Source organism: Candidatus Fermentibacter sp., from assembly GCA_030373045.1.
Lineage (GTDB): Bacteria > Fermentibacterota > Fermentibacteria > Fermentibacterales > Fermentibacteraceae > Fermentibacter.
This window is the reverse complement of record JAUCPW010000029.1, coordinates 39,645-64,609: the sequence shown is the minus strand read 5'-3', so window position 1 is coordinate 64,609 and position 24,965 is coordinate 39,645. Positions and strand designations below refer to the sequence as shown.

General features: G+C 66.8%; 26 protein-coding genes and 1 pseudogene. 11 read left to right on the top strand and 16 right to left on the bottom strand.

The window, feature by feature from the left end:
- Positions 1–41 precede the first annotated feature (41 nt).
- From QUS11_06125 to QUS11_06115, 3 genes are read left to right on the top strand one after another with little or no spacing between them, the layout of a single operon-like run.
- On the top strand, positions 42–479 hold the full coding sequence (locus tag QUS11_06125) for a SoxR reducing system RseC family protein (protein ID MDM7992874.1): 438 nt from the start codon (positions 42–44) through the stop codon (positions 477–479).
- Between the two features lie 34 nt (positions 480–513).
- Positions 514–1,956, top strand: a complete 1,443-nt coding sequence (locus QUS11_06120; GenBank protein MDM7992873.1) for a TldD/PmbA family protein — start codon at positions 514–516, stop codon at positions 1,954–1,956.
- Entirely contained in the window at positions 1,953–3,215 is a 1,263-nt protein-coding gene (locus QUS11_06115) for a metallopeptidase TldD-related protein (GenBank protein ID MDM7992872.1), read from the top strand. Before QUS11_06120 ends, QUS11_06115 begins: the two co-directional genes overlap by 4 nt.
- 34 nt (positions 3,216–3,249) lie before the next feature.
- On the opposite strand, the gene QUS11_06110 is transcribed toward QUS11_06115, so the two are convergent.
- Genes QUS11_06110 through QUS11_06095 form a run of 4 tightly spaced genes read right to left on the bottom strand, consistent with a single transcriptional unit; the run spans position 3,250 to position 6,033 of the window.
- Positions 3,250–4,029, bottom strand: a complete 780-nt coding sequence (locus tag QUS11_06110) for a hypothetical protein (protein ID MDM7992871.1) — start codon at positions 4,027–4,029, stop codon at positions 3,250–3,252.
- Complete coding sequence (locus tag QUS11_06105) at positions 4,026–4,727, bottom strand: thioredoxin family protein (GenBank protein MDM7992870.1); 702 nt, start codon at positions 4,725–4,727, stop codon at positions 4,026–4,028. Before QUS11_06105 ends, QUS11_06110 begins: the two co-directional genes overlap by 4 nt.
- A 2-nt stretch (positions 4,728–4,729) precedes the next feature.
- Positions 4,730–5,698, bottom strand: coding sequence for an FAD-dependent oxidoreductase (locus tag QUS11_06100; GenBank protein ID MDM7992869.1), 969 nt, complete (start codon positions 5,696–5,698; stop codon positions 4,730–4,732).
- Between the two features lie 5 nt (positions 5,699–5,703).
- Positions 5,704–6,033, bottom strand: a complete 330-nt coding sequence (locus QUS11_06095) for a thioredoxin domain-containing protein (protein ID MDM7992868.1) — start codon at positions 6,031–6,033, stop codon at positions 5,704–5,706.
- 152 nt (positions 6,034–6,185) lie between these two features.
- Between QUS11_06095 and QUS11_06090 the strand changes: the two genes are divergently transcribed.
- Complete coding sequence (locus QUS11_06090; GenBank protein ID MDM7992867.1) at positions 6,186–7,826, top strand: hypothetical protein; 1,641 nt, start codon at positions 6,186–6,188, stop codon at positions 7,824–7,826.
- Here the strand turns inward: QUS11_06090 and QUS11_06085 are convergent.
- The 12 genes from QUS11_06085 to QUS11_06030 form a co-directional block, all read right to left on the bottom strand.
- Positions 7,807–8,106 carry a hypothetical protein gene (locus QUS11_06085; GenBank protein MDM7992866.1) on the bottom strand — a complete coding sequence of 100 codons (300 nt, stop codon included), beginning with the start codon at positions 8,104–8,106 and terminating at the stop codon, positions 7,807–7,809. The two genes, QUS11_06090 and QUS11_06085, sit on opposite strands and share 20 nt — an antisense overlap.
- Before the next feature lie 184 nt (positions 8,107–8,290).
- Positions 8,291–9,721 carry a sugar transferase gene (locus tag QUS11_06080; protein MDM7992865.1) on the bottom strand — a complete coding sequence of 477 codons (1,431 nt, stop codon included), beginning with the start codon at positions 9,719–9,721 and terminating at the stop codon, positions 8,291–8,293.
- A complete protein-coding gene (locus QUS11_06075; protein MDM7992864.1) occupies positions 9,718–10,515 on the bottom strand; it encodes a glycosyltransferase family 2 protein in 798 nt (265 codons plus the stop codon). The genes QUS11_06080 and QUS11_06075 overlap by 4 nt, the downstream gene beginning before the upstream one ends.
- A 75-nt stretch (positions 10,516–10,590) precedes the next feature.
- Positions 10,591–10,893 carry an HU family DNA-binding protein gene (locus QUS11_06070; protein ID MDM7992863.1) on the bottom strand — a complete coding sequence of 101 codons (303 nt, stop codon included), beginning with the start codon at positions 10,891–10,893 and terminating at the stop codon, positions 10,591–10,593.
- 264 nt (positions 10,894–11,157) lie between these two features.
- On the bottom strand, positions 11,158–13,341 hold the full coding sequence (locus tag QUS11_06065; protein ID MDM7992862.1) for a putative LPS assembly protein LptD: 2,184 nt from the start codon (positions 13,339–13,341) through the stop codon (positions 11,158–11,160).
- A complete protein-coding gene (locus QUS11_06060; GenBank protein ID MDM7992861.1) occupies positions 13,338–14,231 on the bottom strand; it encodes an ROK family protein in 894 nt (297 codons plus the stop codon). The genes QUS11_06065 and QUS11_06060 overlap by 4 nt, the downstream gene beginning before the upstream one ends.
- Positions 14,221–15,894, bottom strand: a complete 1,674-nt coding sequence (locus tag QUS11_06055) for a penicillin-binding protein activator (GenBank protein MDM7992860.1) — start codon at positions 15,892–15,894, stop codon at positions 14,221–14,223. The genes QUS11_06060 and QUS11_06055 overlap by 11 nt, the downstream gene beginning before the upstream one ends.
- 117 nt (positions 15,895–16,011) lie before the next feature.
- Positions 16,012–17,229 carry a peptidyl-prolyl cis-trans isomerase gene (locus tag QUS11_06050; GenBank protein ID MDM7992859.1) on the bottom strand — a complete coding sequence of 406 codons (1,218 nt, stop codon included), beginning with the start codon at positions 17,227–17,229 and terminating at the stop codon, positions 16,012–16,014.
- Positions 17,226–17,468: a DNA-directed RNA polymerase subunit omega gene (rpoZ, locus tag QUS11_06045; GenBank protein MDM7992858.1), complete on the bottom strand. Its 243-nt coding sequence runs from the start codon at positions 17,466–17,468 to the stop codon at positions 17,226–17,228. The genes QUS11_06050 and rpoZ overlap by 4 nt, the downstream gene beginning before the upstream one ends.
- A 75-nt stretch (positions 17,469–17,543) precedes the next feature.
- Complete coding sequence (locus tag QUS11_06040) at positions 17,544–18,500, bottom strand: hypothetical protein (GenBank protein MDM7992857.1); 957 nt, start codon at positions 18,498–18,500, stop codon at positions 17,544–17,546.
- Positions 18,501–18,591: 91 nt separating this feature from the next.
- Positions 18,592–19,266 carry a hypothetical protein gene (locus QUS11_06035; GenBank protein ID MDM7992856.1) on the bottom strand — a complete coding sequence of 225 codons (675 nt, stop codon included), beginning with the start codon at positions 19,264–19,266 and terminating at the stop codon, positions 18,592–18,594.
- Complete coding sequence (locus QUS11_06030; GenBank protein MDM7992855.1) at positions 19,266–19,574, bottom strand: DUF3467 domain-containing protein; 309 nt, start codon at positions 19,572–19,574, stop codon at positions 19,266–19,268. Before QUS11_06030 ends, QUS11_06035 begins: the two co-directional genes overlap by 1 nt.
- A 79-nt stretch (positions 19,575–19,653) precedes the next feature.
- On the opposite strand from QUS11_06030, the gene QUS11_06025 reads away from it, so the two are divergent.
- The 7 genes and pseudogenes from QUS11_06025 to QUS11_05995 all read left to right on the top strand — a co-directional run bounded on the left by QUS11_06025 (position 19,654) and on the right by QUS11_05995 (position 24,960).
- The gene (locus QUS11_06025) at positions 19,654–20,655 is read left to right on the top strand and encodes a PfkB family carbohydrate kinase (GenBank protein ID MDM7992854.1); all 1,002 of its coding nucleotides are present in this window, start codon (positions 19,654–19,656) and stop codon (positions 20,653–20,655) included.
- On the top strand, positions 20,642–21,127 hold the full coding sequence (gene rfaE2 / locus QUS11_06020) for a D-glycero-beta-D-manno-heptose 1-phosphate adenylyltransferase (GenBank protein ID MDM7992853.1): 486 nt from the start codon (positions 20,642–20,644) through the stop codon (positions 21,125–21,127). Before QUS11_06025 ends, rfaE2 begins: the two co-directional genes overlap by 14 nt.
- Positions 21,124–22,665 (top strand): hypothetical protein, encoded by a 1,542-nt coding sequence (locus tag QUS11_06015; GenBank protein ID MDM7992852.1) that lies wholly within the window; start codon positions 21,124–21,126, stop codon positions 22,663–22,665. Before rfaE2 ends, QUS11_06015 begins: the two co-directional genes overlap by 4 nt.
- A 72-nt stretch (positions 22,666–22,737) precedes the next feature.
- Entirely contained in the window at positions 22,738–22,986 is a 249-nt protein-coding gene (locus tag QUS11_06010; protein MDM7992851.1) for a NifU family protein, read from the top strand.
- A 58-nt stretch (positions 22,987–23,044) separates the two neighbouring features.
- Positions 23,045–23,293: pseudogene (locus tag QUS11_06005) on the top strand (transcription antitermination factor NusB).
- Positions 23,294–23,542: 249 nt separating this feature from the next.
- On the top strand, positions 23,543–24,160 hold the full coding sequence (locus QUS11_06000; protein ID MDM7992850.1) for an RsmB/NOP family class I SAM-dependent RNA methyltransferase: 618 nt from the start codon (positions 23,543–23,545) through the stop codon (positions 24,158–24,160).
- On the top strand, positions 24,157–24,960 hold the full coding sequence (locus QUS11_05995; protein MDM7992849.1) for a PASTA domain-containing protein: 804 nt from the start codon (positions 24,157–24,159) through the stop codon (positions 24,958–24,960). Before QUS11_06000 ends, QUS11_05995 begins: the two co-directional genes overlap by 4 nt.
- The last annotated feature ends 5 nt before the right edge of the window (positions 24,961–24,965 follow it).

Sequence of the window (24,965 nt, the reverse complement as noted above, 5' to 3'; positions counted from 1 at the left end):
CCGGGCCCGTGGTACGATACTCTGCCGGAGGAGGACGTGGCATGAGGCAGAACGGGATCGTGAAGGAAACGCGGGACAGTGACGGGACGGCGCTCGTGGCCCTGATGGGGGCCGACGGATGCGCATCGTGCTCGTCGAAGGGCGGATGCGGGATCTTCTGCTCCGCCGCCGGGGGGTCGAAGGAGGCCTGGGTGGCGAATCCAGTGCAGGCCGCCCGGGGTGACCGCGTGGAGGTCGAGCTGGCCCCTGCCGCCTCGCTCGCCCTCTCGGGGGCGCTGTTCATCGTGCCGGTGGTCGTGCTGGTGGTTTCACTCGCCCTGCTGCCGTCCGGAGCCTCGTCCTCGCGCACCGCGGTGCATGCCCTGGCCGGGCTGGTGCTCGGCGTGGCCTCCGGCGTCCTCGCGTCCAGGCTCGTCTCGAGGCGGAGGGGCTTCGATCTGAAGATAGTTTCGGTGATCGGCAGCGGACCCGCGGCCTGAGCCGCGGCACACGTCCGGAAGGAGAGTCGTCGGGATGAAGAAGCTCGCCGAATTCGCCGTCGCGGAACTCGCGGCATCAGGAGCCGACTACGGCGACGTCCGCGTCGAGGACCGCGCCCTTGAGCGGATCGCCTTCAGGAACAGGCGCCTGGAGGAGGCCGCGACATCCTCGGGCGAAGGCGTCGGCGTCAGGGCGATAATCGGCGGCTGCTGGGGCTTCGCCTCGGCCACCGGCCTCGGCAGGGATTCGGTCGCCATGGCCGTCGAGAGGGCGGTCAGGATAGCCCGCAGCGGGGCGGGGCGCACCGGCTCCCCCGTGAGGCTCGCGCCCCAGGCGCCGGTACAGGGCTCGTATTCGTCGCCGTGCGTCGAGGATCCCTTCGGGATCGACACGTCCGAGAAGATCGGCCTCCTCGAGCAGTGCTCGTGCATCCTGAACGCCGACCCGGCGATCAGCACGACGTACGCCGAGCTGTACTCCGAGCGGATCGACAGGGTCTTCGCGAACACCGACGGCACGCTCGTGGACTCGCACCTCGTCCACACCCAGCCGTTCCTCCTCGCCTACGCGGTGAAGGACGGCGACGCCCAGAACAGATCGCTCCAGACCGGTGCCAGGGCTGCCGGCTGGGAGTGGATCAGGGAGAACGACCTCCCCGCGGCATCGGAGCGCATCAGGGACCAGGCCGTGGAGAAGGTGATGGCGTCCGAAGGCCCGTCCGGCGTGATGGACCTCGTGCTCGACGGCATCAACCTGAGCCTCACGATGCACGAGTCGGTCGGCCATGCCACCGAGAGCGACAGGGCTCTGGGCTGGGAGGCCAACATGGCCGGGCGCACATTCGTCGGCCTGGGCGACCAGGGCAGCCTGAAGTACGGGTCCGAGATCGTCAACTTCACGGCCGACAACACTATGCCGATCGGGCTCGCCTCCTGGGGCTGGGACGACGACGGCACCCCGTGCCAGAAGTGGCACACCATCAGGGACGGCGTCTTCCAGGAATTCGGCACGGTGCGCGAGACGGCGCTGCTCGTGGGCAGGAGCGCCAGCCGCGGCTGCTGCCGCGCGCAGGACTTCGGCTATTTCCCGATCAACAGGCAGCCCAACTTCTACCTCGAGCCCTCCGAGACGCCGATGACCCCGGAGGAGCTGATCGCGGGCGTCAGGCACGGCATCCTGATCGAGGGCAGGGGCTCCTTCAGCATCGACCAGAACAGGGTGAACTTCCAGTTCGGGGGCGACTTCTTCCGCGAGATCCGCGACGGGAAGCCCGGAAGGCCTCTCAAGAAGGTGCTGTACGGCTCCCGCACCACCGAGTTCTGGGGCTCCTGCGACGGCATCGCCGATGCCAGGTTCTTTCAGCCCATGGGGCTCCTGACCTGCGGGAAGGGCGAGCCCATGCAGGGGGCGAGGATGACGCACGGGGCCAGTCCGGCCAGGTTCCGCGGAGTGACCGTCGGGGGAGGGGTGAGATGACTCGCGAGGAGATGCTCGACTTCGTGCAGCAGGTCCTGGGGGCGGTCTCCGTCGGGCATTCGGTGGCCGAGCTCGACGAGGAGAGGGTCGCCCTGGTCAGGTTCGGCCGCAATTCCGTGACGCAGAACATGGACACCTTCAGGCGGGAGCTGAGGCTCTGGGTCGGCGACGGCTCGAGGAAGGCCGAGTACCGCACCCACAGGATAGATGCAGGAGCCATACCGGAAGTCGTGCGCACGGCCGAGCAGAAGCTCCGGATGTCCTCGCCGGACCCGGAGTACGTGCCCCCGGCCGACGAAGGTCAGATCTATCCCCTCGTCGACGCATGGGACGAGGAGACAGGCAGGGTCGAACCGGGTCCCAGGATGGACGCGGCCTCGGCCGCCGTCGAGGCGTCCGGTGCAGCCGGGACCGAGGCTGCCGGTACGTCGCGGATGGAGTCGAGCAGGATCGCGCTGGCCACCAGCACCGGCAACCTCTGCTTCCACGAGGCCACCGAAGGGGCCTTCCAGATCACCGTGCAGGCCGGCAGCGGATCGAGCTACAGGTCGGTCTCGTCGAAGGCCTGGCGCGACATCCCGGTTCGCAGCACGATCGACGAGGTCATCGCCGAGGCGAAGGCCTCCCGCGATCCTTCACCATCGGAGCCGGGCTCGATCGACGTCGTCCTCGAGCCGCAGGCGGTGGCCGACCTGGTGCCCTACATGCTGATGTCCCTCGACGCCCGCACCACCGACGAGGGGATCACCGTCTTCGGCGACATGGAGGGGAAGCGGGTGGCTTCCGAGGAGTTCACTCTCGAGAGCGACCTCCACGGGGAGGTTCCAGGCAGGCCCTTCGACGGAGACGGACTGGCCACGGAGGACCAGGTCTGGATCGATTCCGGGATACTCAGGACGATGATGTGCGACAGGTTCTGGGCGGAGAAGTCGGGCAGGCCGGCAGTGGTCAACCCCGGCTGCTTCGGGGTCAGGGGCGCGCACGGCACCGCTTCCGAGCTGGCCGCGCAGAGCGGCAGGTGCCTCCGGATCAGGCGCCTGTGGTACATCCGCTACGTCGACCAGAAGTCGCTGATCCTCACGGGTATGACTCGAGACGGCGTGTTCCTGTGCGAGAACGGTTCCGCCAGGCCGGTGGAGGACTTCAGGTGGAACTGGAGGCCGCTCGACCTGCTGTCACGCATCGAGGCGCTCGGCACCCCGGAGAGGAAGGGCTTCATGGTCGTCCCGCCGATGCTCTTGCGCGGCGTCCCCGTCTGACGGCGCTCTGGGGGGCGGTCCGGATGGGCGGGGGCTACCAGAGGAAGCGGAGGCCGGCGAATGTCTCGCCCTCGAGGCTCCTGAAGGGCTGCGTGTCCCTCGGGTAGTGCGTGAGGTGCAGCTCGAAGGCCTCGTCTCCATCGCCCGGGGCGAACCGTGCGTAAGTCTCCAGCCTGTGCCTCGAAGACGCGGCCCCGTCCTCGTGGAAGAAGAACTCCGGCCTGTACCTGACGCCTCCGGTCCACGAGCGCCAGGCCCCCAGGGGCATCTCGGCCTCTCCCTGGATCGACCAGTCGAAGTCGTGCCCCTTCTGGAATCCGTCGCCCCGCGGGCGGTAGACCCCTGCGGAGAGCCAGCCCGAGGGCATCCCGCCCGAGGGCAGGAAGACGGGATCCCCGAACCTCGGAAGCGGGAGGGCGTCGAGCACGACACCCGCCTTCACGTTGTTCATGTACTCGGAGAGCGTGTCGGACATGTCGATGTTGTGGAAGCACTCGTGGTCCGTGTAGAGCCTTGCCTCGCCCCATCCCGTGTCCCAGGCGAACTCGATCTTGATGTTCCAGTGCCCGCCGTAGATGTTGAACTTCATGTCGGGGTTGTTCCAGCTCTCGCCCATGTATGTGTCGACCTCGAGGCCCAGACGGGTCGAGAACCTGCCAGCCGTGAGGGGAGTGACGGACGCCGCGATCTCTGAGAAGACGTAGTGGGCTATGTCGGATTCGAAGAACTTGAAGACCCCGAGCCTGCCGTCGGAGGACATGGGGAACTCCACGGAGGACTGGAGAGAGAGCAGGACGAGGGGGAGGGCTGTCATTCCCCGGCTGCGTCCAGGAACGAGAGGAGGTCGCGCGGGCCCTCGAGGGAGTCGAGGGACGGGAGCGCCCCGGAGAGCGCCCTGACGAACGCCGCCTCAGGGATTGCACCCTCCAGGTAAAGTTTCTCGTTCACCACAGTCCTGGGCACGCCCTGGACTCCGTACAGCCTCGAAAGATCGGGGAATTCGCCGGCCTCGACTATGTCGGCCCTGACCCCGGGGCATGCTGCAGCGAGCCTGGCGGCGGTCACGGCTGCGCGCGGGCAGTGCGGGCAGGTGGGCGTCACGAAGACGCGGATCACGAGGTCCCTGTCCAGCGCAGCCAGGAAGTCCGATGTCGCGGGCTCGATCACGGGCTTGTCCGAGCCGGCGTCGGTGATGATGGACAGCAGGGTCGAGAACTCGTATCCGGAGGGGGTTCCGTAGAGCCTGACGCGGTTGTGCGTGCCGTCGGAAACGATGATGGCAGGCACCCCCTCGATGGAGTCCGATTCCCGCTGCACGGTGTCGGTGAGGGCATTCAGCTTCTCGAGCGAGATCCTCGGCGACAGACCGGCCAGCTCGGCCAGGATCCGCTCGGTGTCGAGGCAGCCGCCGCAGTTGAGCCTCTGGGTGTAGAGTCTGACATGGACTTCCTTAGCCATGCCCGCGAGCAGGTCGCCCACCTGCCGCGCCTCGGAAGCCGAAAGAAGGCCCATCGCTATCCCTCCAGCCCCAGACGGTGCCATGCCGCAGCCGCGGCCCTGGCCCCGTCGGCGGCGGCCGTCACGACCTGCCTGAGCGGATTCGAGGTGACGTCGCCCGCGGCGAACACGTCGTCCCTCGTAGTGCAGACGATGTCCCTGGTCCATACCGTGCCGTCGTCGTTCAGGCGCACCAGGTTCCGGAACGGGTCGGTCGCCGGGGTCCTTCCCACGAAGATGAACACTCCGTCGACGGCGAGTTCGCTTCTTCCGCCGGGCGTATCGAGGACCACCGATTCGACCTCCCTTTCACCCCTGATCTCCAGGAGCCTGCTGCTCCACATGACCTCGACCGAGGAGGATGCCAGCAGGCGGTTCGCAAGGGCGGGCTCCGCCCTGAGGGCGTCCCTCCTGTGGACCAGGGTGATCCTGGATGCGAACGAAGTGAGGTGCAGGGCCTCCTTCACGGCGCTGTCGCCCCCGCCCACCACCAGGACGTGCCTGCCCCTGAACAGCGGGGCGTCGCACGTGGCGCAGTTGCTGACGCCGCGCCCGTAGAACCTGCTCTCGCCCGGGACTCCCAGCCTGGCTGGGGCGGCCCCGGTTGCGATGATCAGGGCCCTCGCGGTCACCGGTCCCGCGTCGGCCTCGATGCTCAGCCCGCCTTCGGGGCGCGCGGAGCACGAGACAACGCGTTCGGAAAGGAAGGTCGACCCGGAGGAGACCGCCTGGGCGCGCATCGCGTCCATCAGTTCCTGACCCGTCGTAGCGCCGGTACCCGGGTAGTTCTCGATATGATCCGTCATCACGGCCTGTCCGCCGGGCTGCCAGCCTTCGAGGACGACGTGCCCGAGTGCATACCTCGACAGGTAGAGCGCCGCGGAGATTCCGGCGGGGCCGCCCCCGGCCACTACTACGTCGAAGCTGCGGCCCTCCGCTCCCCGGGAGGGCGGCACGACCCCGATCGAGAATCCGGGTCCGGTCATCGCGGCTAGTTCGTCCCCGCGGCTATCGCCTGCAGCCCGGACAGGAGGGACGGCTTGTCGCGGAAGCCCACGAGCCGGTCTATCTCCTTGCCGGCCTTGAAAACGATCATGGTCGGCACCCCGCGGACGCCGAAGGAGGCGGCCTCGGCCTGGTTCTGGTCTATGTCCATCTCGTAGAAGTCCCACCCCGCAAGCTCTCCCGAGATCTGTTCGAGCACGGGGTGGAGCATGCGGCAGGGGCCGCACCAGGTGGCGCTGAAGTCGACGAGCACGAACCTGTCTGAAACCGCCGACACGACGGGGAGTTCCTTGCCGGATATCTTCCTGATGGCCATCTGCATCTCCCTTCGAGGCTGGCCCTGTTGAAATCTGGCATGCTCCACGATAAATGCCCCGGAAGCGCACGCGGTTCCCGTCCGGGTGGATCCGCGGGGTTTCGCATTCCTTGCGCCGGTGAGCATATTGATATCCCTGTGGGAGGTGCAAGATGAGCCTGGAATCCAGACTTGCGATAGAGGAGTTCGAGACGCTCGCCAAGGGGATCATACTGCGAGGCTACTACCGGCCCGGAGGCGAGTCGGGATCGAGCCTCAGGAAGTTCATGGCCATATCCAGGCCCGCTCTCTACCAGCTCGTGGACGATCCCGACAGGCTCGACGCCGATGCCCTGCTGTACGTCCTGATGAGGCTCCCCGACGGCATATGGTCGGTCAGGCAGATCACGGCGGTCAGGGAGACGGGAGGCGAGCTGGCCGGCGATTTCTCTCCGGTGGAGACGAGGGCCAGGCGCAGGCCGACCTTCCGCACGGGGCCGGATTCGTTCGTCACGTCGTTCCGGGGCGGGATGAGCGACATGATCGACTTCATCTCCGCCATAACATGCTTCCAGATCGAGGCCGACAAGATCAGGGCCAGGCATGCGGCCTACCTGGCCAAGCTCGCGGAGGATCCCGGTCACTTCTCCGTCTGGAACGCCATAGACGATCCCGCCGCCCCCGGCGCATCCGATTCCGACCCGGGGCACCTCTCCCTTCTCCACGAGATCTCCGTCGAATTCAGGTGCGGCTACGGTGCGGTGAAGGCCCTCGACGCCTCCCTGGGGGGGAGGCTGGTCGAAGTGGTCAGATCGATCGCCGCTTCGGGCACCAGGGATCTGAAGGTGGTCTTCTCGGACAGGTTCGGGCTGGTCGCGACCTACAGCAGAAAGGCCAAGAGCTGGACCTCGGAGCTGCTCTCGGCGATGCGGGAGGCCGGCCCGGAGGGCGGGAGCGTCCACATCGTGTCGAGCAACAGGCACAGCATAGTGAACTGCCTGTCCCCGTTCATCAGAAGGCACTGGGCCGACCTCGGCATGAGCGGCCCGGAGGACTATGCGGGGGCGAGGGAGGCGCTGGCCGATCCAGGGACCGCCTCGGCGAGGCTCGGGGAGGACGAGGCCTGCGGAATCCGCTCCATACCCGTGGCCCCCGACATGCCGTTCTGCCAGCTCGTCGACCTGGGCAGGCTGGATTACTCCGCTCTGGACGGCAGGCTCGCCGGCGCCGGCCGGGGGAGGGGCTTCCTCGTGAATGTCGACTACGCCTTCGGCGAGGAGGGCTTCTTCCTGTTCAACGAGATGCTCGAGATGATGGGCCGCAGCGTGCGCGGCGTGTACGTGATGGGCAAGGCGGGGACGCTCGTGGGTGGCAGGGGCGACATCATGCTGCCCTCGTACTTCGTCAAGCAGGGGTCCGGCGACGTGTACGACCTGGACAACCGCCTCGTCCCGGCCGACTTCGAGGGGACCGGCGGCCTGCGGGTCCACACTGGCGGCCCCATGCTGACCGTGTCGGGCACCTTCCTCCAGAACGAGGGCGTCCTGACCTACTTCAGGGACAACTGGAAGGCGCTGGGCGTCGAGATGGAGGGCATACCGTACGCAAGGGCGATCAGGCACGCCATTCTGAGAGAGAGGGTCGATCCGGGCATCAAGGTGGGGGTGGCCTACTACGCCTCCGACGCGCCCCTGTCGGGCGACCTCCTGTCGGTGCCGCTGGGAGGGTCCGGCGTGGCCCCGGCCTATGCGGCCAGCATAGCGATCCTCAGGAGCATACTCGGGGAGGCCGGGGCTACTTCACCTGCTTCTTGAGTATCATCACCGCACCGCCCAGGCAGTCGCCTATGGCCGCGACTATCCAGCCTTCCTTCTCCTTCTCCCTGATCATCCCGGCCACGTTGTCCTTCATCTTCCAGAAGAGCTGGATCACCTCGTGGGTCCACATGCCCCCGCCCCTTATCATGACGAGGACGCTCCCGCTGAAGACCTCTCCCAGGGTCGCCACGCACCAGCCGTCGGGCTCCATGTCGCGGATGACCTTCTCCAGCGTGCCCCTGCTCTTCCACGAGGCCGTGACGACTTTGTGCTCCATCGCATCCTCCAGCCCGGGTCGGATTCCGTCGATCCGGGAGATCAGGGCATCTGGCCCTCGACCACGTACAACTACACCTTCGACGTTGCCCATTCCCGGGTCGGATTACGTTCGATCCGGGACACGTATGATGACACTTCCGCAGCCATCCCCGCTCTGACGGCGCGCCCGCACCGGTCATCCCCTAGTAGGCGCCGCGCCTCGAGAGCGCTGCGGGGATCGTCAGGAGGAGTATCGACAGGTCGAGCCAGATCGACCAGTTGTCGACGTAGTAGAAATCCAGCTTCACCATCTCGTCGAATCCCAGCTGGCTCCTTCCGGAAACCTGCCAGATCCCGGTGATTCCCGGAACGGTCTGCAGCCTCTTGAGCTGCCTCTCGGTATAGGATGCCACCTCTTCGGGGAGCGGAGGCCGGGGTCCGACTAGGCTCATCTCGCCCTTCAGGACGTTGATGATCTGGGGCAGCTCGTCGAGGCTCCATCGCCTCAGGAAGGCGCCCGACCTGGTCACCCGCGGATCGCTCCTCATCTTGAAAAGGGGGCCCGAGGCCTCGTTGCGGTTCAAAAGCCCCGGCTTCATGGCATCGGCGCCCACCTTCATCGATCTGAACTTGATCATGCGGAAGGGCCTGTTCCTCCTCCCGAGGCGGGTCTGGACGTAGAAGACCGGCATCCCGTCGTCGAGCAGGATCAGAAGTGAGATCAGGATCCCCGGGATGAGCAGCAGCACCGCGGCGACGGATGCGAGGGCGATGTCCACGAGGCGTTTCGTGACCATCCTCGCACCGCTCAGGGGAGGCGCCACCGACTCGACCAGGGTGGTCCCGCCGAGGCTGGTGAATCGAGTGGTCAGGCTCACCATCGTGAACACGTCGGGGACCAGCATGTAGGGGACCCCGGCATGCTCGCACGCGCAGACCACGTCGGCCGTCTCCTCCCGGGAGATCGTGGTGTCGGCCACTATCAGCCTGCCGATCGCCTCGTCCTTCAGGAATGCCTCCAGGTCCTCCACGTGCTCGGCGTCGACCACGGGCGTGTCCGACCCACCCGAGGGCCTCACGAATCCGTGCAGGACGGCCGGGAAGGCGCCCCTCCCGCTCAGGTGCCTGGACAGCTCCCGGGCGAGGCCTCCGCATCCGTAGACGGCGGTTCTGCATGCGAGGCCGGACCTCAGGAACATCCTCCTGGCGAATTCGCGGAAGGAGTTGTGCCACAGCGTCAGGCACAGGGTCGCCGCGGGGAATGAGAAGAGGAGGACGGAGCGGGAGAAGTTGAGCTCCTTCACCGCGAAGCTCAGGGCGAATGTGATCACCACCGCAGTGAAGGTGGACTTCATGATGCCGGCGAGCTCGTCGATCTGGGCGAGCCCCCAGTTCTTCCTGTAGGCCCCGAAGGCCTGGAGGAGGATGACGGATACCAGCCCCATGAGTGCACCGGAGACCAGGTAGTGCATCGCGGAGAGCCGGAAGTCGCGGGAACGGCCGAAGGTCTGCTCGATGAAGCCGGCGAGCGCCTCGTGCCTCAGCCAGAACCCGAGCATGTAGACGCCTATCACCAGGACCATGTCGCCGGCTGCCATCAGCAGGGCGTTGATCCAATCCGGCCTTCTGTTCATCGAACTCCCGGGCGTCTTCCGGAAAGCGCCCCGTGATGGTCTGAATAGAATCTAAGCATGCTCGCGAGGTGCAGCAAAAGAGCTTTTCCGGGCCTCCCTGCGCTCTCGCGCCGGGAGACGTGCTCCATCAGGGCGCCCGGTACCAGCCAGACCTGCGAACCCGATTCCCAGGCCCTCCAGCAGAGGTCTACATCCTCGAAGTAGAGGAAGTAGCGTGGCGACATGAGCCCGAACCTCTCCCTGCCTGCCGCTGTGACCCACATGGCCGCCCCCACGATCCAGTCGACCGGCGACGGCCGGTCGACCGGAGGCGGGAGATGCCTGGCGGTGGCGGCCCTTCCGGCGGGAGTCGCGCCCCATGGCGTTCTCCGGGCGAGTATCGAGGCCGGGTCGGGGAAACTCCTGGCCGAATGCTGGATCAGGCCGTCCGGGGAAAGCAGGCGGGGGCCTGCTATCCCCACCCAGGGGTGCGAACCGCAGAATTCGGACAGGGTCGAGATGGACCCGGGCCTGGCGATGACGTCCGGGTTCAGGAGGAGCACGGGGCCGTGGCCGCAGAGGCCGGCCGCGATGCCGTTCGCCCTTGCGAGGCCGAGGTTCCTGTCCGATCCGACCGCCCTCACGCCCCGGAATCCGCGGGCGATGGCGAAGGACCCGTCCGACGAGGCGTTGTCGAACACCACTATCGCCCGCGGGGCATCGTCGCCGGTCAGGTCGAGGAGCGATCGGAGACAGAGCCCCAGGGTGCCGGAGCTGTTATACGTCGTGATGATGACCGATACTTCGGCTGGCATATCTCCCGGAGGATCGCGGGCGGGGCAAAAAAAAGGAAGGGAGGGGCGGTCACCCGCCCCTCCCGGGCAGCCGGTCTAGCGCTTCTTGCCCTTCTTGGGGCCCTTCTCGATGAGCTCCTTCAGGGTCTTGCCAGCCTTGAAGTGCGGTACCCTCTTAGCCGGATAGGTCTTCTTGGCGTGGGTCTTGGGATCGACACCAACCCTCTGGGCCCGGAGCTTGTTCGAGAAAGTCCCGAAGCCGACCAGGCTGATCTTGGCGTCGTCCGCCTTCAGAGTCTCCATGATTCCGCCGAGGAACGCGTCAACGGCACCACCAGCCTGCTTCTTGGTCAGGCCGGTCTTCCCCGCGACGTGCGCTACCAGATCCTTCTTGGTCATGAAGTCACCCCCTTTCCACGACCATAGTCCGAGTGTAGATCAACGAAAGCCCCGTGTCAAGCGTGCATCTCATGCGGGGAAGTCGATCTGTGCACCATCCCTGAGCACATTCGGCAAATATTCTAATGAAACAGCAAGTAAAAAGCACTTAACGGCATTCTGCCACGAAACCAGCCGTTGCAGTCCGATGGACATCCGCGGCTTCGATCGGCCGGGTCGCGGGCTCTGGAACGGGTCGTGGGGCGTGTCGGGACGGAGGAACGGCTAGAAGTTGGTGACGTGCTGCTCTATCTTGATGTCGGGGAGTTCGGTGATGTTGATCCTGAAGTAGAAGCCCGTGTCCGTGTCGGAGATCTGCCTCACGAAGAGCGCCTCCCAGCAGTGGAGGTCGCGCCTGAGCGTGTAGCTCTGGTTGATGAAGTCACCCTCCACCGCATCGTAGTAGGCCGTGTAGTCCACCGACCACGCCGGCGTCAGTTCGAGGGAAGCCGAGGCCCTGACCTTGCTCAGGTCGTCCGATCCGTCCATGCCCATCCGGTAGTGGTGGGAGAGGGTGAGCCGCCACGGGAGCCCGTCGAATGCTGCGGAGTCGGGGACGAGAGTCCTGTCGTTGCCCGCGAGCTGGAGGGATGTCGTGAACCCTAGATCGTCGAGTTCCCCGTCGTACATGTCCCAGGAGGCGTCGGCGCGGAAGCTGGCGATTGCCAGCGGGGTGAGCTCCAGCGACGCCGAGAGCGGCGAGAACCGCCTGCCCGTGCTGTCCGGATCGAGGTCGAGAGAGGTGGAGACGTCCAGCGAGGCTAGATCCAGCTTCTCGAGCTCCCCGCGGGCCTCCCTCTTGGCCGAGAGGCTCTGGAACAGCCCGAACTGGACCGTGCCTCCGCTGCCGGGCAGCGAGAGGTCGGAGAACGAGTAGAACCTGGATGCGGCGGAGTCCGACGGCTCGAAAGAGAGCCCGCCGTCAGCGCCCGTGATGTAGCTCGAAGGCTCCCAGCCCACGATCACCCTCGGGGTTATGGTATGTCTGAAGGCCGAGAAGCCCAGACCCCCCCCCTGGAATGTGCCGTACAGGTCGGTCGTGAAGCCCAGACTGCCTTCGCCCGCGCCCCACCACGGGAGGCTGCCCCCCTCCCTGTCCCTGTCGTAGACGGTGAACACTCCGCCTATCCTGGGCGTCACCGACAGGAACCCCAGGATCCTGTCCGAGGCCGACAGCTCGATGCCGGTACGGGAGCCGGAATGCGTCGTGCGCGAGTCCTCCCGCTTCGTGTCCATGGCGATGTAATGGCTCGACAGGCTCCAGTACAGGGAATGCCAGGGCTTCCTCTCCGCAGGATCGGAGGGAGCCCGGAACAGCGGGGTGGAGGAAATGCCGATCCTCAGGTCGGGGAGGCTCTGGACGGATTCGGTCTCGTCGGGGATGCTGTCCGGGTTGTTGTCGAGGTAGGCGGTGCGGTCGAGGGTGGCCTGCACCGAGGCTATCCCGAAGGTCCGCGAGATGCTCGCCCACGACCTCACCTCGCTGGTCATCCTGTCCTCGACGTCGGGTTCGGTGTCGTGGAGGTAGGACCTGTCGCTGATGAACTCGCCCCTGAGGCGGGCGGCAGTCCCGTCAGGGAAGTCGTGCAGGTGTTCGCCGAAGAACCTCCACCTGTCGAGGTGGTTCTCGAACTCGCGCCGCCATTCCATCTCGACCGAACCCTCGTGCACGTATCTGAGGCGGTGCCTCTCCCTCGCCGAGACAGAGAACCTGGACCTGTCGAGGATGTCGCCCTGGAAGAGCAGGTCGGTGTAGTCCGACAGGGCGAGGTAGTATCCGAGCCCCCTCAGGAACCGTCCGTCGCGCGAGGTCTGACCGAACCTGGGGATGGTGAAGCCCGACTGCCTCCCAGTCCTGATGGGGAAGACCATGTACGGGAAGTAGAAGACTGGCGTGTCGGCCACGTAGAGGTAGATGGGGCGGGCTATGGCCCTCTCGTTCTGGAAGACCTTCATGGCGGGGGATCTGAAGTAGTAGTCGGAGGTGTCGGCGTCGCAGGTGGTGAACCTGGCGTCGGTGATGTTGAACTCGCGCCTGCCGACCTGGATGATCGAGGAGCCCGAATAGAAGCCGAACTCGTATCGGGAATCCGCCTCCTCTATCATCCCGCGCCGCGCGGTCATGTCGTAGAGCATCCTGCTGCCCCTGATGGACTCTCCGGCGTCGAACAGCTCCGGCGACCCCGATGCCTCTATGAGGTCGAGCTCAGACCTGTAGCGCACCGTGTCGGCCTCCAGGTTCATGTCCCTGTAGTCGACGCGGGATGCGCCCACGAGAACGAGATCCCCCGTGGACGGGCGGAAGCAGATGGAGTCTGCGGAGTAGGCGATGATCTCGAGAGTGGTGGCCGTTGAGTCGGCCGTGCTGTCGGAGAGAACCATGGCGAGGGCGAGCGCGAGCGGGTTCAAGAGGCCGAATCTCTGGCCATGAGGGCCGCGCCGAGCGCTCCCGCATCGGACGATCCCGGCAGGATTGCGACTCTCCACGGGTGTCTCGTGCGCCGCCCGAACTCCTCGCGTGCCGAGGGCAGGAAGAGGCCGGCGGTGTTCGAGAGGCCTCCCGCCAGGTAGAACCCTTCCGGGCTCAGGCAATTGGCCAGGCCGGCCAGGCCGGTGCCGACCCAGCGGCCGAACGTCGCGAAGGCCTCCGATGCCCTGGCGTCTCCGTCCGCGGCCAGCGCGGCGATCTCGCGCGGATCGGGGCCCCCGGCTCCGCCGTCGCTCCCGGTGAAGTACCTGATGAGCGCCTCCCGGCCTGCATAGCGCTCCCAGCAGCCCGTCGAACCGCAGGGGCAGGCCAGCCCGAGGGCATCCACCGGCATGTGCCCGAACTCCCCGGCGTATCCGGTGCCGTAGAGTATCCTTCCCGAGTCTATGATCGTGCCACCGATGCCGGTGCCCAGCGTCACGAGGACCTGCAGACCCCTGGAGGGCACGAATCCCGAGCCCACGGCCCCGTACGCGAATGCGTTGCAGTCGTTGTCGACGACCACCCGCGCCCCCGTGAGGGCACCCATGCGGGACGCCACGTCCAGGTCCTCCCATCCCCTCAGGTTGGGGGAGAACTCGAGCCACCCCCTCGACCTGTCCACCAGGCCGGCGATCCCTATACCCACGGAGGCGGGTTCGGGGTCCGCCCCGAGGATGGTCGAAGACAGCTCGGCGAGCAGCCTACCGGGGCCTTCCGAAGGTCTGGTCTCGAGCACGGCGAGCCGCCTGAAACCGGTGCCGCCGGAGAAGGACCCGACTATGGTCGTCGTCCCCCCGATGTCGGCCCCCCAGAACGCCCTACTCGACACTGACGATCTCGCCGTCGCTGACCATCACGAGAGGAAGGGAGACCCTGGAGACGGTCCTGGCGCCGATGGTGCAGATCCCGCTCGCGCCCCGGATCGACCCCCCCTCGGACAGGGCCCGCTCGAACCCGCCCCTGTCGTCCGCTCCCGCCGACGAGGCATCCAGCAGAACCGAGGCGGCATCGTACCCCTGGGCGGCGAGTATGGACGGATCGTTCCCGTATCTCCTCCTGAAGTGGAAGACGAAGCTCGAAGTCGGGGGATAGGTCGATCCCGCGCCGAAGGAGCAGGTGAACACGGCTCCCTCCATGTACTCCCCGCCGAGCCGGAGCACGGCCTCGTTGTCCAGACCGGAAGTGCCGAGGATCACGGCGTCGAGCGAGTAGTAGCGGAGCTGCGGTGCTATCTGGACTGCCTCGTATGCGGTCACGGGGATGAAGATGCCGTCGGGCCGGGAGGCTCTGATGGAAGAGATCTGCGATCTGAAATCGGTGTCGTCTGTCGCGAAGGCCTCCGTCCTGACCACCTGCGCCCCCATGCTCTCGACGGTGGCCGCGAACTGCTCGGACTGGGTGACCGAGGAGCTCGTATAGCTGTGCAGTATCGCGAGCCTCTCGCAGCCCGCCCTCCTCACCGCGTACTCGGCCACGGTGACGGCCTCCTCTGCGCCGGAGGGGACGAGCCTGTGCACATAGTCGCCTATTTCGTCGATATCCGCGGAAGTCGCTGCCGGCGCGAGGATGGGCAGGCCGTAGTCCTGCGCGAAGGGGGCGAATTCCTCCGTCTCGCCGCTGGTCAGGGGTCCGATCACTGCAAGGCAGGCTTCGTCCCTTCCGAGGTCGGTGGCGATCGAGGACAGCCGGCCGCCGTCGCCGCCCGTGTCCAGCACTACTAGCTCGGGAACATCCGGTGAGAGGTCCGCGGCCCTCTCGAACCTCAGCCTCACCCCGGCCTCGACCTGCGCGGCGTAGGAGGCCCCGTCACCGGTGACGGGCAGTACGAGGGCGATGTAGCCCTCCTCCGGCCGGCTGATCTGGATGCCGCCGCCCCAGCGCTCCCTGAAGCCGGGATACAGGCGGTCGAGTTCGGCCGCGGTCATCGAGGCCCTCGCAGCCTCGCCGGACGCGGCGTATCTCTCCGACAGCGCGAGCAGGACGTAGGGCTCGCACCAGTCGTCCGACCTGAGGGCGGCGAGCTGCTCGGGCGTGAGGCCATCGAGCACTTCGAAGAGAAGGGCCGATGCTTCGTCGGCTTCTCCCGACGGAAGGTCTTCCGGGTCCAGCGCGGAAAGGGCGTCCGCGGCCCGCGACCAGCGGCCGGATGACGAGAGCACCCGGGCCACCAGCATCAACGCCGAGGCCCGTGTTCGCGACCTCGATTCGACAGCCACGCTGTCGGCCGAAGCAAGGGCCTCGTCGGTCCTGCCCATGCCGAGCCACGCCTCCGCCCGCCCGAGGCGCCACTCCTGCAAGGAGGGATTCCCGGATCCCTTGCCGATGGCCTCGGTGTAGAGGTCGGCCGCACGCGCCCACTGGCCCGACTCGAGGCATGCCTCCGCCTGTTCAGCCTGCGCCGATCCGTCACCTGCATCCGTGGTCCTGCAGGACATCGACGTGAAAGCGGCGGCGAGGGCCGTCAGTGCGAGGGTGCGGCGCCAGCAGGACATCTCGTGACCTCCAGTTCGTTGTCTTCGTGACTGCGAATATGCCCCTGACGCGGCTCCCGGTGCAACGAAAGGGCCCGCCTCGCGGCGGGCCCCAACACGTCGGACCGGGTCCGGGCCTCAGTTGCCCTGGGCGGGCTGGCCCTCGACCGGGATCAGGCTGTCTATCGGAGTCTCCATGTTCTCGAGCATCCACTGTGCATCGTCGGTCAGCTCGGACGCCGGGAAGCGCTCGATCATGTCGGAGAAGGCGGTTCTGGCACTCTCGTAGTCCCTGAGGTACTCGCTGTAGGTGAAGCCGACGAGGAAGGCGGCCTGATAGGCGGTGGAATCCTCGGGGAACCTCTCGAGGAAGAGCTTGAAGTACGTGATGGCGGTTTCGGGGTTGGATTCCATCATGCTCTGCGCTAGCATCATCAGGGAGTCGGCAGGGACGTCGGGGCCGGGGAGGAAGGCCTCTTCGTTGATGGAGACGGCGTACCTCTCTCTGAGTCCGGGCAGGAGCTGGTCACGGTAGTAGGTGTTGACCATCGAGGGCTTCAGCGTGTTGATGATGGACTCGCGGACCTCCTCGAGGGGCCTCGCGCCCTCCTCGACCTTTTCCGCGACCCTGAGGACGACGGTGCCGAGGTCGGTGTCGAACGGGCCGACGATGTCGCCGGCCGAAGCCGCGAACAGGGCCGCGGTCATCTCCTCCTGGGCGCCGAGATACGGCATGGGGGAGTCGGCTGTGATCCAGCCCATGTCTCCTCCGAGGGAGGCGGTGGGAGCGTGCTCGCTCGTCCTGACGGCGACGCTGTCGAAGGGCTGGCCGGCTTCTATCTCTGCGAGGGCTGCGTCTATCGTCGCGGGCGATGCGGCGAGGATCATGTATGCATGGACCTGGGCGCTGCGGAAGTAGATGTCGCCGGTGTGCTGCTCGTAGTAGGCGATGATCTCGGAGTCGGGCACGACGACGCTGTTCACTACGTTGTTCTCGTAGAAGACCTGGATCAGGGCGCGCTGCCTGGTGAGCTCCACCTGCTGCATGGCCAGCTCCACCTGGGCCTGCACGAAGGAATCGCTCTCTAGGCCAGCCTCCTCGGCGGCCTGCAGGAGGAGTTCGCGCTCGACGAGATGATCGAGGAGAACCCTCTGGCCCTCGGGGGTCTCGAAGCTGGCCCGCTGGTACGGCGGGATGAGGTCCAGTTCCTGCCTGAGGGTCTGCATGGTTATCTCGACGTCACCAACCGTGGCGAGGACCACGGTCGAGTCGGATTCGACGGTGTTGACACCGGGCGTGCCGCATCCGGCCGTCATGGCCACAAGGAACGCCGAAACGACGACAAGCTCCTTCATTCTGTTCCTCCGTCGGCTCTGGCTTCGAGTGTTCCCTGCTCCGCCGGCAGGTCGTATACTATGAATCCGCGCGCAAGCTCCTCGAGTGCAGTCTCGACCGGCTTGTCAGGCTTCGCACCCTCGATCAGGGGCGGGGAGCCGGCCTTGAGGTGTCTGACCCGCTTGGAGGCCGCCAGGGACAGCAGATACTGGTTCTCGCTGGCGGCGGCCTGTTCCTCGATCTGGAAGAAACTCCTCATCATACTCCGTACGTTCCTTCTGCACGGCAGGGCCGCGCTGGGCGGCCCTGCCGTGCGCTCAGCGGGATAATGGCTCTATTGGCTGTCTGCGTTCTGGGCTTCGTACTCCTGCAGGAACTGCCAGCGGGGCAGGTCGATGAGGTCGACCTCCCTTTCGTCGACACGCTGGGTCCCGAGCTCCGAGACATCCCAGCGGCGTATCACGAGAAGACGGTCGACATCGGAGGAAAGGGCTCCGTCTGCCCTGCTCGGGAAATTGAGCGGCCTGCGGAAGAATACCTCGACCCTGGAGACCTCGGGGCTGGACGTGGTGTAGCCCACGAACCTGAAGGTCTCGACCACCACGGAGTCGCCCCTGGGGCGGCCGCGCCTGTCGGGGTTCTGATAGAAGACGTATGTCGTATCGGGCTGAGTCTCGAAGACGTACTCGCCGCCCATCGGGTCGACCAGTTCGGCGGTGCTGATCTCGAGGGCGGAGAGATCGGCGGGGAGAAGCACCCAGGGGTACCTGTTGCCGAGATATGCCGCCTGCTCCTCGCAGACCCTGACCAGGTTGGCCCTGGATGCGTCGATGCGCCTGTTCTCGGCGTACGTGGCGAAGGCGACGCGCCTGAAGGTGGGCGCCCAGTCGGCCTCCATGAACAGAGAGTCGGGGAATTCCTTCTCCACGAGGCCGCCCACGACGCCCCCATGCCTCTCGAGATTGTTGCAGGAGATGGCGAACTGGGAACCGAGAGCAAGCTTGGGATCGTAGTAGTAGGTGGAGTCGCGGAGTTCCTCCTCGACCCAGATGCTCGGGCATACCCCGACGCTGTCGGGAAGGCCCGCGTACTCTAGGAGGGATGCGAGGTCGGGCGCGATGCCGCCGTCGTTGTTGTACATGTAGTCGATCTCTGCGGTGGCGAGCTCCTGGAGGTGGGAGCGGCACAGGTCCCTGGGGATACGGTGCGACTGCACCCTGTCGTAGATCCTGTAGATGAGCAGGGCGGCAAGAATGACGATGAGCACCCTTACGAGGAACTTGCCTTTCATGTCTGATATCCCTCCACGGAGCGCGGACTCGGCAATTTGTATCCGATGTTGCAGGAATCTATGGGCGCTTCTTTCCGGCTGTCAAGTTGGGCTACATGTCGGAGAAGGCGATGACGGGCACCGGACGGGCGAGCCCGGCGACGACTTCTCCGGGCACGGCGGAGATCAGCGGAGATCCCGCCTCGACAGTCAGCGTGGCTGGCGGCTGGCCGGGAGTGAGGACCGCAGTCTCGACGCTGTCCATCTCCGAGATGACCGATGCCGGACCCTGCAGGACTACCGTCTCCGGGGAAACCGAAGTCCACAGGTAGCGCGACGGGACCGGCCCCATCGTGGGCACCCCGACCCTGACGGACCGGGTTCCGATGCTGTCGACGACTGCGGTCACCAGGCCGGGCTCGAAGCCGGACACCGATAGTTCCGAATAGGGTCTTCCGCTCCAGCGGATGGCCGCGGGGTCGAACTCGAACGAGATCGTGGCCGGAAGCGGGCCTGGTCTGGCCGTGGGCGGCAGCAGACCGATCGATGAGGGGGCGCCGTTGATCTGGTCCCAGAGCACCATACCCCCGCGGCCGGTGAAACTGACCGTCACGCTGTCGAACTCTCCGGCATTGCAGAAAGCCAGGCTGTCCGGCAGGTCCGGCCGTTCGACGGCCATCCGATGGACGACGTCGAAAGTACGGTTCTCGAGCGCCACGAGCCAGAGGATGACTGCGATGACCACCGGGAGGACGTTGGCCGAGAACCTCCCGGGGGTCGTGGACATCAGCCCTCCTCGCCTGGCTGCCCCGAGGGGTTCTGGAAGCCTATGGAGCCCTGCGGATCGGTATCGTCGAGCTTGCCGTACTTCGACTCGTACACCTTCACCTGGCCCTCGAGGGCCGAAATGAGCGACTTGATCCTGTGCGGCGACAGGATGACCCTCGCCTTGAGGCTGGCTGCGGGGACTCCCGGCATCTGCCTGGCGAAGTCGAGCACGAATTCGGCCCGCGAGAAGCTCACGAGCGCGATGTTGCTGTAGACTCCGTCCGCATCCTCGGGTCTGACGTTGATTCGCGGCGGTGTTTTGATCATCTTCACCTCCTGGAGCCATTTCGCGGACCTATGCACCAGGCCGTGCCGGCGGTCAAGCCCGCCGGCGCCGGAGGACAGAGTGACCCCCCGGATCGATCCCGAGCCCGTTCTCGAATCATTTCCCGGCAGGAGGCTGCTGGTGGTCGGCGACCTCATGCTCGACCGCTACCTCGAAGGAACCGTCGACAGGATATCTCCCGAAGCCCCGGTTCCGGTCGTCGCGCTCGACGACTCCCGCGGGAGGACGATCCCGGGCGGTGCGGCCAATGTTGCGATGAACATCCGGACCCTGGGCGCGGATGTCGGTATCGCGGGCGTGGTGGGAGACGACGCCGACGGCCGGGAGCTGCTCGAGATCCTGTCGGGCGCGGGGATAGACTGCGGGGCCGTCCTGACCGACGCCTCGAGGCCCACCACCTCCAAGACGCGGATCACCAGCAGGAACCACCAGATCATGAGGCTCGACAGGGAGGTGTGCGCGCCGCTGGACGGGCTGGTGCGGGATTCTCTGCGCAGGCTGGTCCTCGACCGCCTTCCCGGATCCGATGCGGTTGTCTTCCAGGACTACGACAAGGGCGTGATCGACGAACCGCTGATCAGGGATGTCGTGGCTTCGGCCTGCGCGCTGGGCCGGCCGGTGGCCGTCGATCCCAAGCACAGGAACTTCCTCTCGTACCTGGGATGCACCCTGTTCAAGCCCAACCGCCTCGAGACCTCGCGCATCCTCGGAAGGGACATCCCGGACGTCGAATCGGCCATGCATGCGGCCGCCGAGCTCGTCGAAAGGCTGGACGCCGGCGCGGTCATGGTGACCCTCGGCGAGCAGGGGTCCGTGACCGCCCTCAGGGGCGGAGGCGGATTCCACAAGCCCACCTTCGCACGGAGGATATTCGACGTCTCCGGGGCCGGTGACGCGGTGATCTCGGTCATGAGCCTGTGCCTCTCCGCCGGGATCGACCTCGAGACTGCGGCGACGATCTCGAATCACGCCGCGGCGGCGGTCTGCGCCAGGCCCGGCGTGCATGCCGTCACTCCCGAAGACATAAGGGAGGAGTGCCGCGAGTATTATGCCTGCGACTGACGGGGGCCTTCCGGACCCCGCCCTCGCCGCGGCCCGCTGCAGGCGGGTGAGGAGGGCGGGGCTCTCGCTCGTGTTCACGAACGGCTGCTTCGACGTGCTCCATCCCGGCCACCTCTCTCTTCTCGAACAGGCCCGGGCTCTGGGCGACTTCCTCGTGGTCGGGCTCAACACCGACAGGTCGGTCAGGGCCCTCAAGGGTCCCGGGAGGCCGGCCCTCCCGCTGGAGGGCAGGCTGGCCCTGCTGTCCTCCCTCGAACCGGTCGACCTCGTCATCCCGTTCGACGAGGACACCCCGGAGCGCCTCATCTCCGAAGTCGCCCCCGACGTGCTCGTGAAGGGCGGCGATTATGCCGCATCCAGCGTCGTCGGCGCAGCCTCGGTCGAGGCCCGGGGGGGAAGGGTCGTGATCGTGCCTCTGGTCGAGGGATTCTCGACCACCCGGATCCTCGGCGGAGGCCGGACGACGGGATGACAAGGCCCCGGGGCGCTTCGGCCGATACCCTCGCGGTTCTGGCGGTCGCCCTCTCCGTCAGGCTCGTCCTTCTGTTCGAGATCTCCGGGACGCCCCTCTTCCTCCACCCGCCTGTCGACGCGGCATGGCATCACGAGTGGGCATCCCTCGTGGCGTCGGGCGATGTCCTCGCGTTTGCGCCCTACTTCCGCGCCCCGCTCTTTCCGTGGCTCCTGGGGGCGTGGTACGCACTGGCGGGATCGTCCGTCCTGGCGGGGGCGCTGTTCTCGCTGGCAGTCTCGGTCGCAGGATGCGTACTCCTCCACAGGGCCGCCCTGCTGTTCACGGGGAGGCGCGCCGCGCTCGCCGCGGCCCTCTGCTGGTCCCTCTGGGCCCCCGCCGTGTTCCAGTCCTCGACCCTGCTCATAGAGCCCCTCTACATGACGCTGCTGATCGCCTCCCTCCTGCTGCTCCGCGGGGGGCGCCCTTCCTGGGCGTCCCTCCTGATGGGTCTTGCCGCCATAGCGAGGCCGGGAGCCCTGCTGCTGATTCCGACCCTGTTCATGCCCACCGGCCGCAGGAGGTATCTGAGGCTGCTGCCTGCGCTCGCCCCCGCTGCCCTCGTGTGGGGTGTCAACGCGTGCGCCGGCGATCCGGGCGTGTTCATCTCCTCCCAGGGCGGCATAAACCTCTATCTCGGCAATGCCGCGGAGGCTGACGGGATGACCGCGTTCGCCCCGAGACCCCCCGACGGCTCCGTGGTCCGGCCCGACAACGTATGGTCGGCCAGCGTGCTCGGTGCCCCGCCCGGCTCCACGGAGTCAGCCGTGTCACGATACTGGACTGTCCGGGCCGTCGGATCGGCCATGGACGATCCGGCCCGCTGGGCGGCCCTCACCGCGCGGAAGGCCCTTCTCCTCCTCTCACCGGTGGAGATCCCCGGCAACTACGACCTCTACTACATGCGCGGATCGTCGCGGCTCCTGGGTGTGCTGCTGCTGCCGCCGCCCTGGTGCGTCCCGTTCTCGATCCTGCTGCTGCTGCTGCCCCAGGTGCTCGCATCGGGGAGGGCGGACTGCGGCGACAGGCTCCTCGCGGCCTGGGTCCTGCTGCTCCTGGCCGGTGTCCTGCCGTTCTTCGTGACGGGGAGGTTCAGGCTGCCCGCGATACCGTTCATCCTGCTCCTGTACGCCCGGAGGCTGCCCAGGAGGGCTCCCGGGCTGATACCGCTGGCCGCGGGACTCGCGCTCGCAGCCGGGGGGGCGCTTGCGTCGGGGGGGCTCGCAGGGAGGTCCGGGGTGAACATGCCCTTCCAGGATGCGCTCGCCCACGTCGAGGAGGGCAGGACGGCCGAAGCCGAGGTTCTGTTCCTGATGTCGCTCGACAGGTCCTCCCTCAGGCCCGACCTGAACATGAACAGGGTCGAGGCCATGCACGACCTCGGCCTCCTGGCCGCGCGGAGGGGCGATCTCGAGGAGGCTGCGGGATGGTGGAGGGCCGCCCTCGCTCTGGCGCCCGGATTCGCACCCTCCCGCGAGGCGCTGGAGGCCATGCCCTAGTCCGGCCCGCCCGCCACCGGACATATTCGGGATCAGTCGAGGAACTGGCCAGCAATGCGAAAGGAAGAAGCCATGGCCGATCAGGTGGAGTTCAACGAGGCCAATGTCCGGGCCGAGATCGAGAAGATCCGTCCGTTCCTCCAGAACGACGGCGGCGACATCGAGTTCGTGGCGCTCGAGGGCAACGTGGCAAGGGTCAGGCTCAAGGGGTCCTGCTCGGGCTGCGCCTTCGCCTCCCTGACGCTCCAGTTCAGCGTCGAGAAGACCCTGAAGCAGACTTTCCCGCAGCTGGAGAGGGTGGAGAACGTCCAGGGAGCATAGGGGGCCGGGAGCCAGGAAGGCTGCCGTCGACCTCCTCTGCGGAAGGGATGCCCGGGGTGTCTCCGGCAGGGACAGGGACTTCGCATTCCTCCTCGAGCGCGGGGCGGTGGCCTGGAGGCTCCGGCTGGATGCGGCCCTGGCGCCGCTCTGCTCGCGGCCGCTCCAGTCCCTTCAGATCGAGGTTCTCTCGGCGCTCCGCATAGGAGCGCTCCAGCTCCTCGTCCTGGACACCCCGGCGCACGCCGCGGTGTCGGCCACCGTCGACGCCTGTCCTCCGAGGGCCAGGCCCTTCGTCAACGCGGTCCTGAGGAGGCTCGCCGCCGAGGGCGAGCCCCGTGACCTCCCCCCGTGGATCGCCCAGTCCCATCCCCGTGAACTCTGGGACCGCTGGTCCGCCCGCTACGGCGCAGCGGGGGCCGAAACCCTCATGCGCTGGGACAACTCCCCTCCCGATCTGGGCTGCTGGTGTCCCTCCCGCGAGGTCGAGGGTGCGCCCGGCCGCTACCTGGAAGGCTACAGGTACTTCGAGAGATCGGGCAGGCTCGGTCCGTCCGGCATGGAAGGAATCTACGTCCAGGACGAGGGCGCGGCGGTCGTGGCCTCGGGAGCCGCCGGCCTCCCCGGGGAAACGGTGCTCGACATCTGCGCCGCACCGGGCGGCAAGACGGCCCATCTCGCCTCGAAGGGCGGGACGGTCCTCTCCATCGATTCCTCCGTCGAACGCATGGGGCTGTGGAAGGAGAACGCGCGCCGCCTGGGCTGGGAGTCATGCCACCCTGTCGTTGCCGACTGCACCGCCCTCCCGGTGAACTCCGCCGACAAGGCGGTGGTGGATGCCCCGTGCACCGGAACCGGCGTCCTCAGGAGGAGGACCGACGCGAGATGGGGCTTCAGCGCTGGGCTTCTGGAAAGGTGCACGGCCGTACAGGCCGCGCTTCTCGATGCCGCGGCGGAGTGCGTCAGGCCGGGGGGGAGCCTCGTCTATTCCGTGTGCAGCCTCGAACCCGAGGAATCCACCATGCAGGTCTCCCGCTTCGAGGATGCTCATCCCGTTTACAGGCGGGCCGCGTTCCCCGCGCCGGGGGTTCTTGTCAGGGACGGCATGCTGTGCATATTCCCACCCGAACACGGCATCGACGGGCATTTCGCAGTCCGCTGGGAGAGGATGAGTTGAAAGACACGGGCAGGTTCCTCGTCCTCCTCCTGTCGGGGGCGGCCATGGCCTTCATAGCCGGCGCAGTCATCGCCCCTCTCGCCTTCAGGACCCCGAGGTTCGTCACGGCGCTCGGCGCTTCGGCCCAGCCGGTCATCGTCCCTCAGGTCACGGGCTTCACCAGGCAGGATGCACGGCGAGAGATCGAGACGGCCAACCTCGTCCTGGCCGGCGAATGGTCCGAGTACGGGCCTGCCGAATCGGCCGGGCAGGTCATCAGGCAGGATCCGGCCCCGGGGACCCAGGTTCCCAGGGGGTCGCCGGTCAACGTCTTCTGGAATGTGGGCCCGCTCTTCAGGCCCTACGATCCCGACATGCTGGTCGGGCTCACGGCCACCGAGGCCGAGGAGATGATAGCGGACTGGCAGCTCTACACCTCCGGCAGGAGCCGCGCCCCGCACATCACGGTCCCCGAGGGCAGGGTCATCTCGGTCCATCCCCGATATGCCGACAGCCTCCCGGTCTACATACCCGTCAGGCTCCTCGTCTCGACCGGGTGGGACGGGATGCCCCTCTTCACCGGGATGGGGATGGCCGAGGCCGAGAGCATCGCCGCCGTACACGAGCTGACGCTCGTGACAGAAGGCTCCGACATGGTGGGGGAGAGCGGGATGGACAGCCTCGTGGGCTCCCAGACACCGGCGCCCGGCACTTCGTACATGCCGGGGGATACCGTGCGGGTGCGCATAACGATCACATCGCCGGCAGCCCTCGGCGCCGGGACGGAGGAACCCGGCCAGCAGGGCTGGGGCCAGTGGTGATGGCT

Excerpts from the sequence above, each read along its gene's own strand:
- QUS11_06095 (MDM7992868.1), bottom strand. The coding sequence starts at position 6,033 with ATGGCCATCAGGAAGATATCCGGCAAGGAACTCCCCGTCGTGTCGGCG.
- QUS11_06115 (MDM7992872.1), top strand. The coding sequence starts at position 1,953 with ATGACTCGCGAGGAGATGCTCGACTTCGTGCAGCAGGTCCTGGGGGCG.
- QUS11_06055 (MDM7992860.1), bottom strand. The coding sequence starts at position 15,894 with ATGTCCTGCTGGCGCCGCACCCTCGCACTGACGGCCCTCGCCGCCGCT.
- QUS11_06015 (MDM7992852.1), top strand. The coding sequence starts at position 21,124 with ATGACAAGGCCCCGGGGCGCTTCGGCCGATACCCTCGCGGTTCTGGCG.
- QUS11_06085 (MDM7992866.1), bottom strand. The coding sequence starts at position 8,106 with ATGGAGCACAAAGTCGTCACGGCCTCGTGGAAGAGCAGGGGCACGCTG.
- QUS11_06105 (MDM7992870.1), bottom strand. The coding sequence starts at position 4,727 with ATGGGCCTTCTTTCGGCTTCCGAGGCGCGGCAGGTGGGCGACCTGCTC.
- QUS11_06040 (MDM7992857.1), bottom strand. The coding sequence starts at position 18,500 with ATGAAAGGCAAGTTCCTCGTAAGGGTGCTCATCGTCATTCTTGCCGCC.
- QUS11_06030 (MDM7992855.1), bottom strand. The coding sequence starts at position 19,574 with ATGATCAAAACACCGCCGCGAATCAACGTCAGACCCGAGGATGCGGAC.
- QUS11_06080 (MDM7992865.1), bottom strand. The coding sequence starts at position 9,721 with ATGAACAGAAGGCCGGATTGGATCAACGCCCTGCTGATGGCAGCCGGC.
- QUS11_06000 (MDM7992850.1), top strand. The coding sequence starts at position 23,543 with ATGGAAGGAATCTACGTCCAGGACGAGGGCGCGGCGGTCGTGGCCTCG.
- rfaE2 (MDM7992853.1), top strand. The coding sequence starts at position 20,642 with ATGCCTGCGACTGACGGGGGCCTTCCGGACCCCGCCCTCGCCGCGGCC.
- QUS11_06070 (MDM7992863.1), bottom strand. The coding sequence starts at position 10,893 with ATGACCAAGAAGGATCTGGTAGCGCACGTCGCGGGGAAGACCGGCCTG.
- QUS11_06050 (MDM7992859.1), bottom strand. The coding sequence starts at position 17,229 with ATGAAGGAGCTTGTCGTCGTTTCGGCGTTCCTTGTGGCCATGACGGCC.
- QUS11_06125 (MDM7992874.1), top strand. The coding sequence starts at position 42 with ATGAGGCAGAACGGGATCGTGAAGGAAACGCGGGACAGTGACGGGACG.
- QUS11_06100 (MDM7992869.1), bottom strand. The coding sequence starts at position 5,698 with ATGACCGGACCCGGATTCTCGATCGGGGTCGTGCCGCCCTCCCGGGGA.
- QUS11_06035 (MDM7992856.1), bottom strand. The coding sequence starts at position 19,266 with ATGTCCACGACCCCCGGGAGGTTCTCGGCCAACGTCCTCCCGGTGGTC.
- QUS11_06090 (MDM7992867.1), top strand. The coding sequence starts at position 6,186 with ATGAGCCTGGAATCCAGACTTGCGATAGAGGAGTTCGAGACGCTCGCC.
- QUS11_06120 (MDM7992873.1), top strand. The coding sequence starts at position 514 with ATGAAGAAGCTCGCCGAATTCGCCGTCGCGGAACTCGCGGCATCAGGA.
- QUS11_06075 (MDM7992864.1), bottom strand. The coding sequence starts at position 10,515 with ATGCCAGCCGAAGTATCGGTCATCATCACGACGTATAACAGCTCCGGC.
- QUS11_06110 (MDM7992871.1), bottom strand. The coding sequence starts at position 4,029 with ATGACAGCCCTCCCCCTCGTCCTGCTCTCTCTCCAGTCCTCCGTGGAG.
- rpoZ (MDM7992858.1), bottom strand. The coding sequence starts at position 17,468 with ATGAGGAGTTTCTTCCAGATCGAGGAACAGGCCGCCGCCAGCGAGAAC.
- QUS11_06010 (MDM7992851.1), top strand. The coding sequence starts at position 22,738 with ATGGCCGATCAGGTGGAGTTCAACGAGGCCAATGTCCGGGCCGAGATC.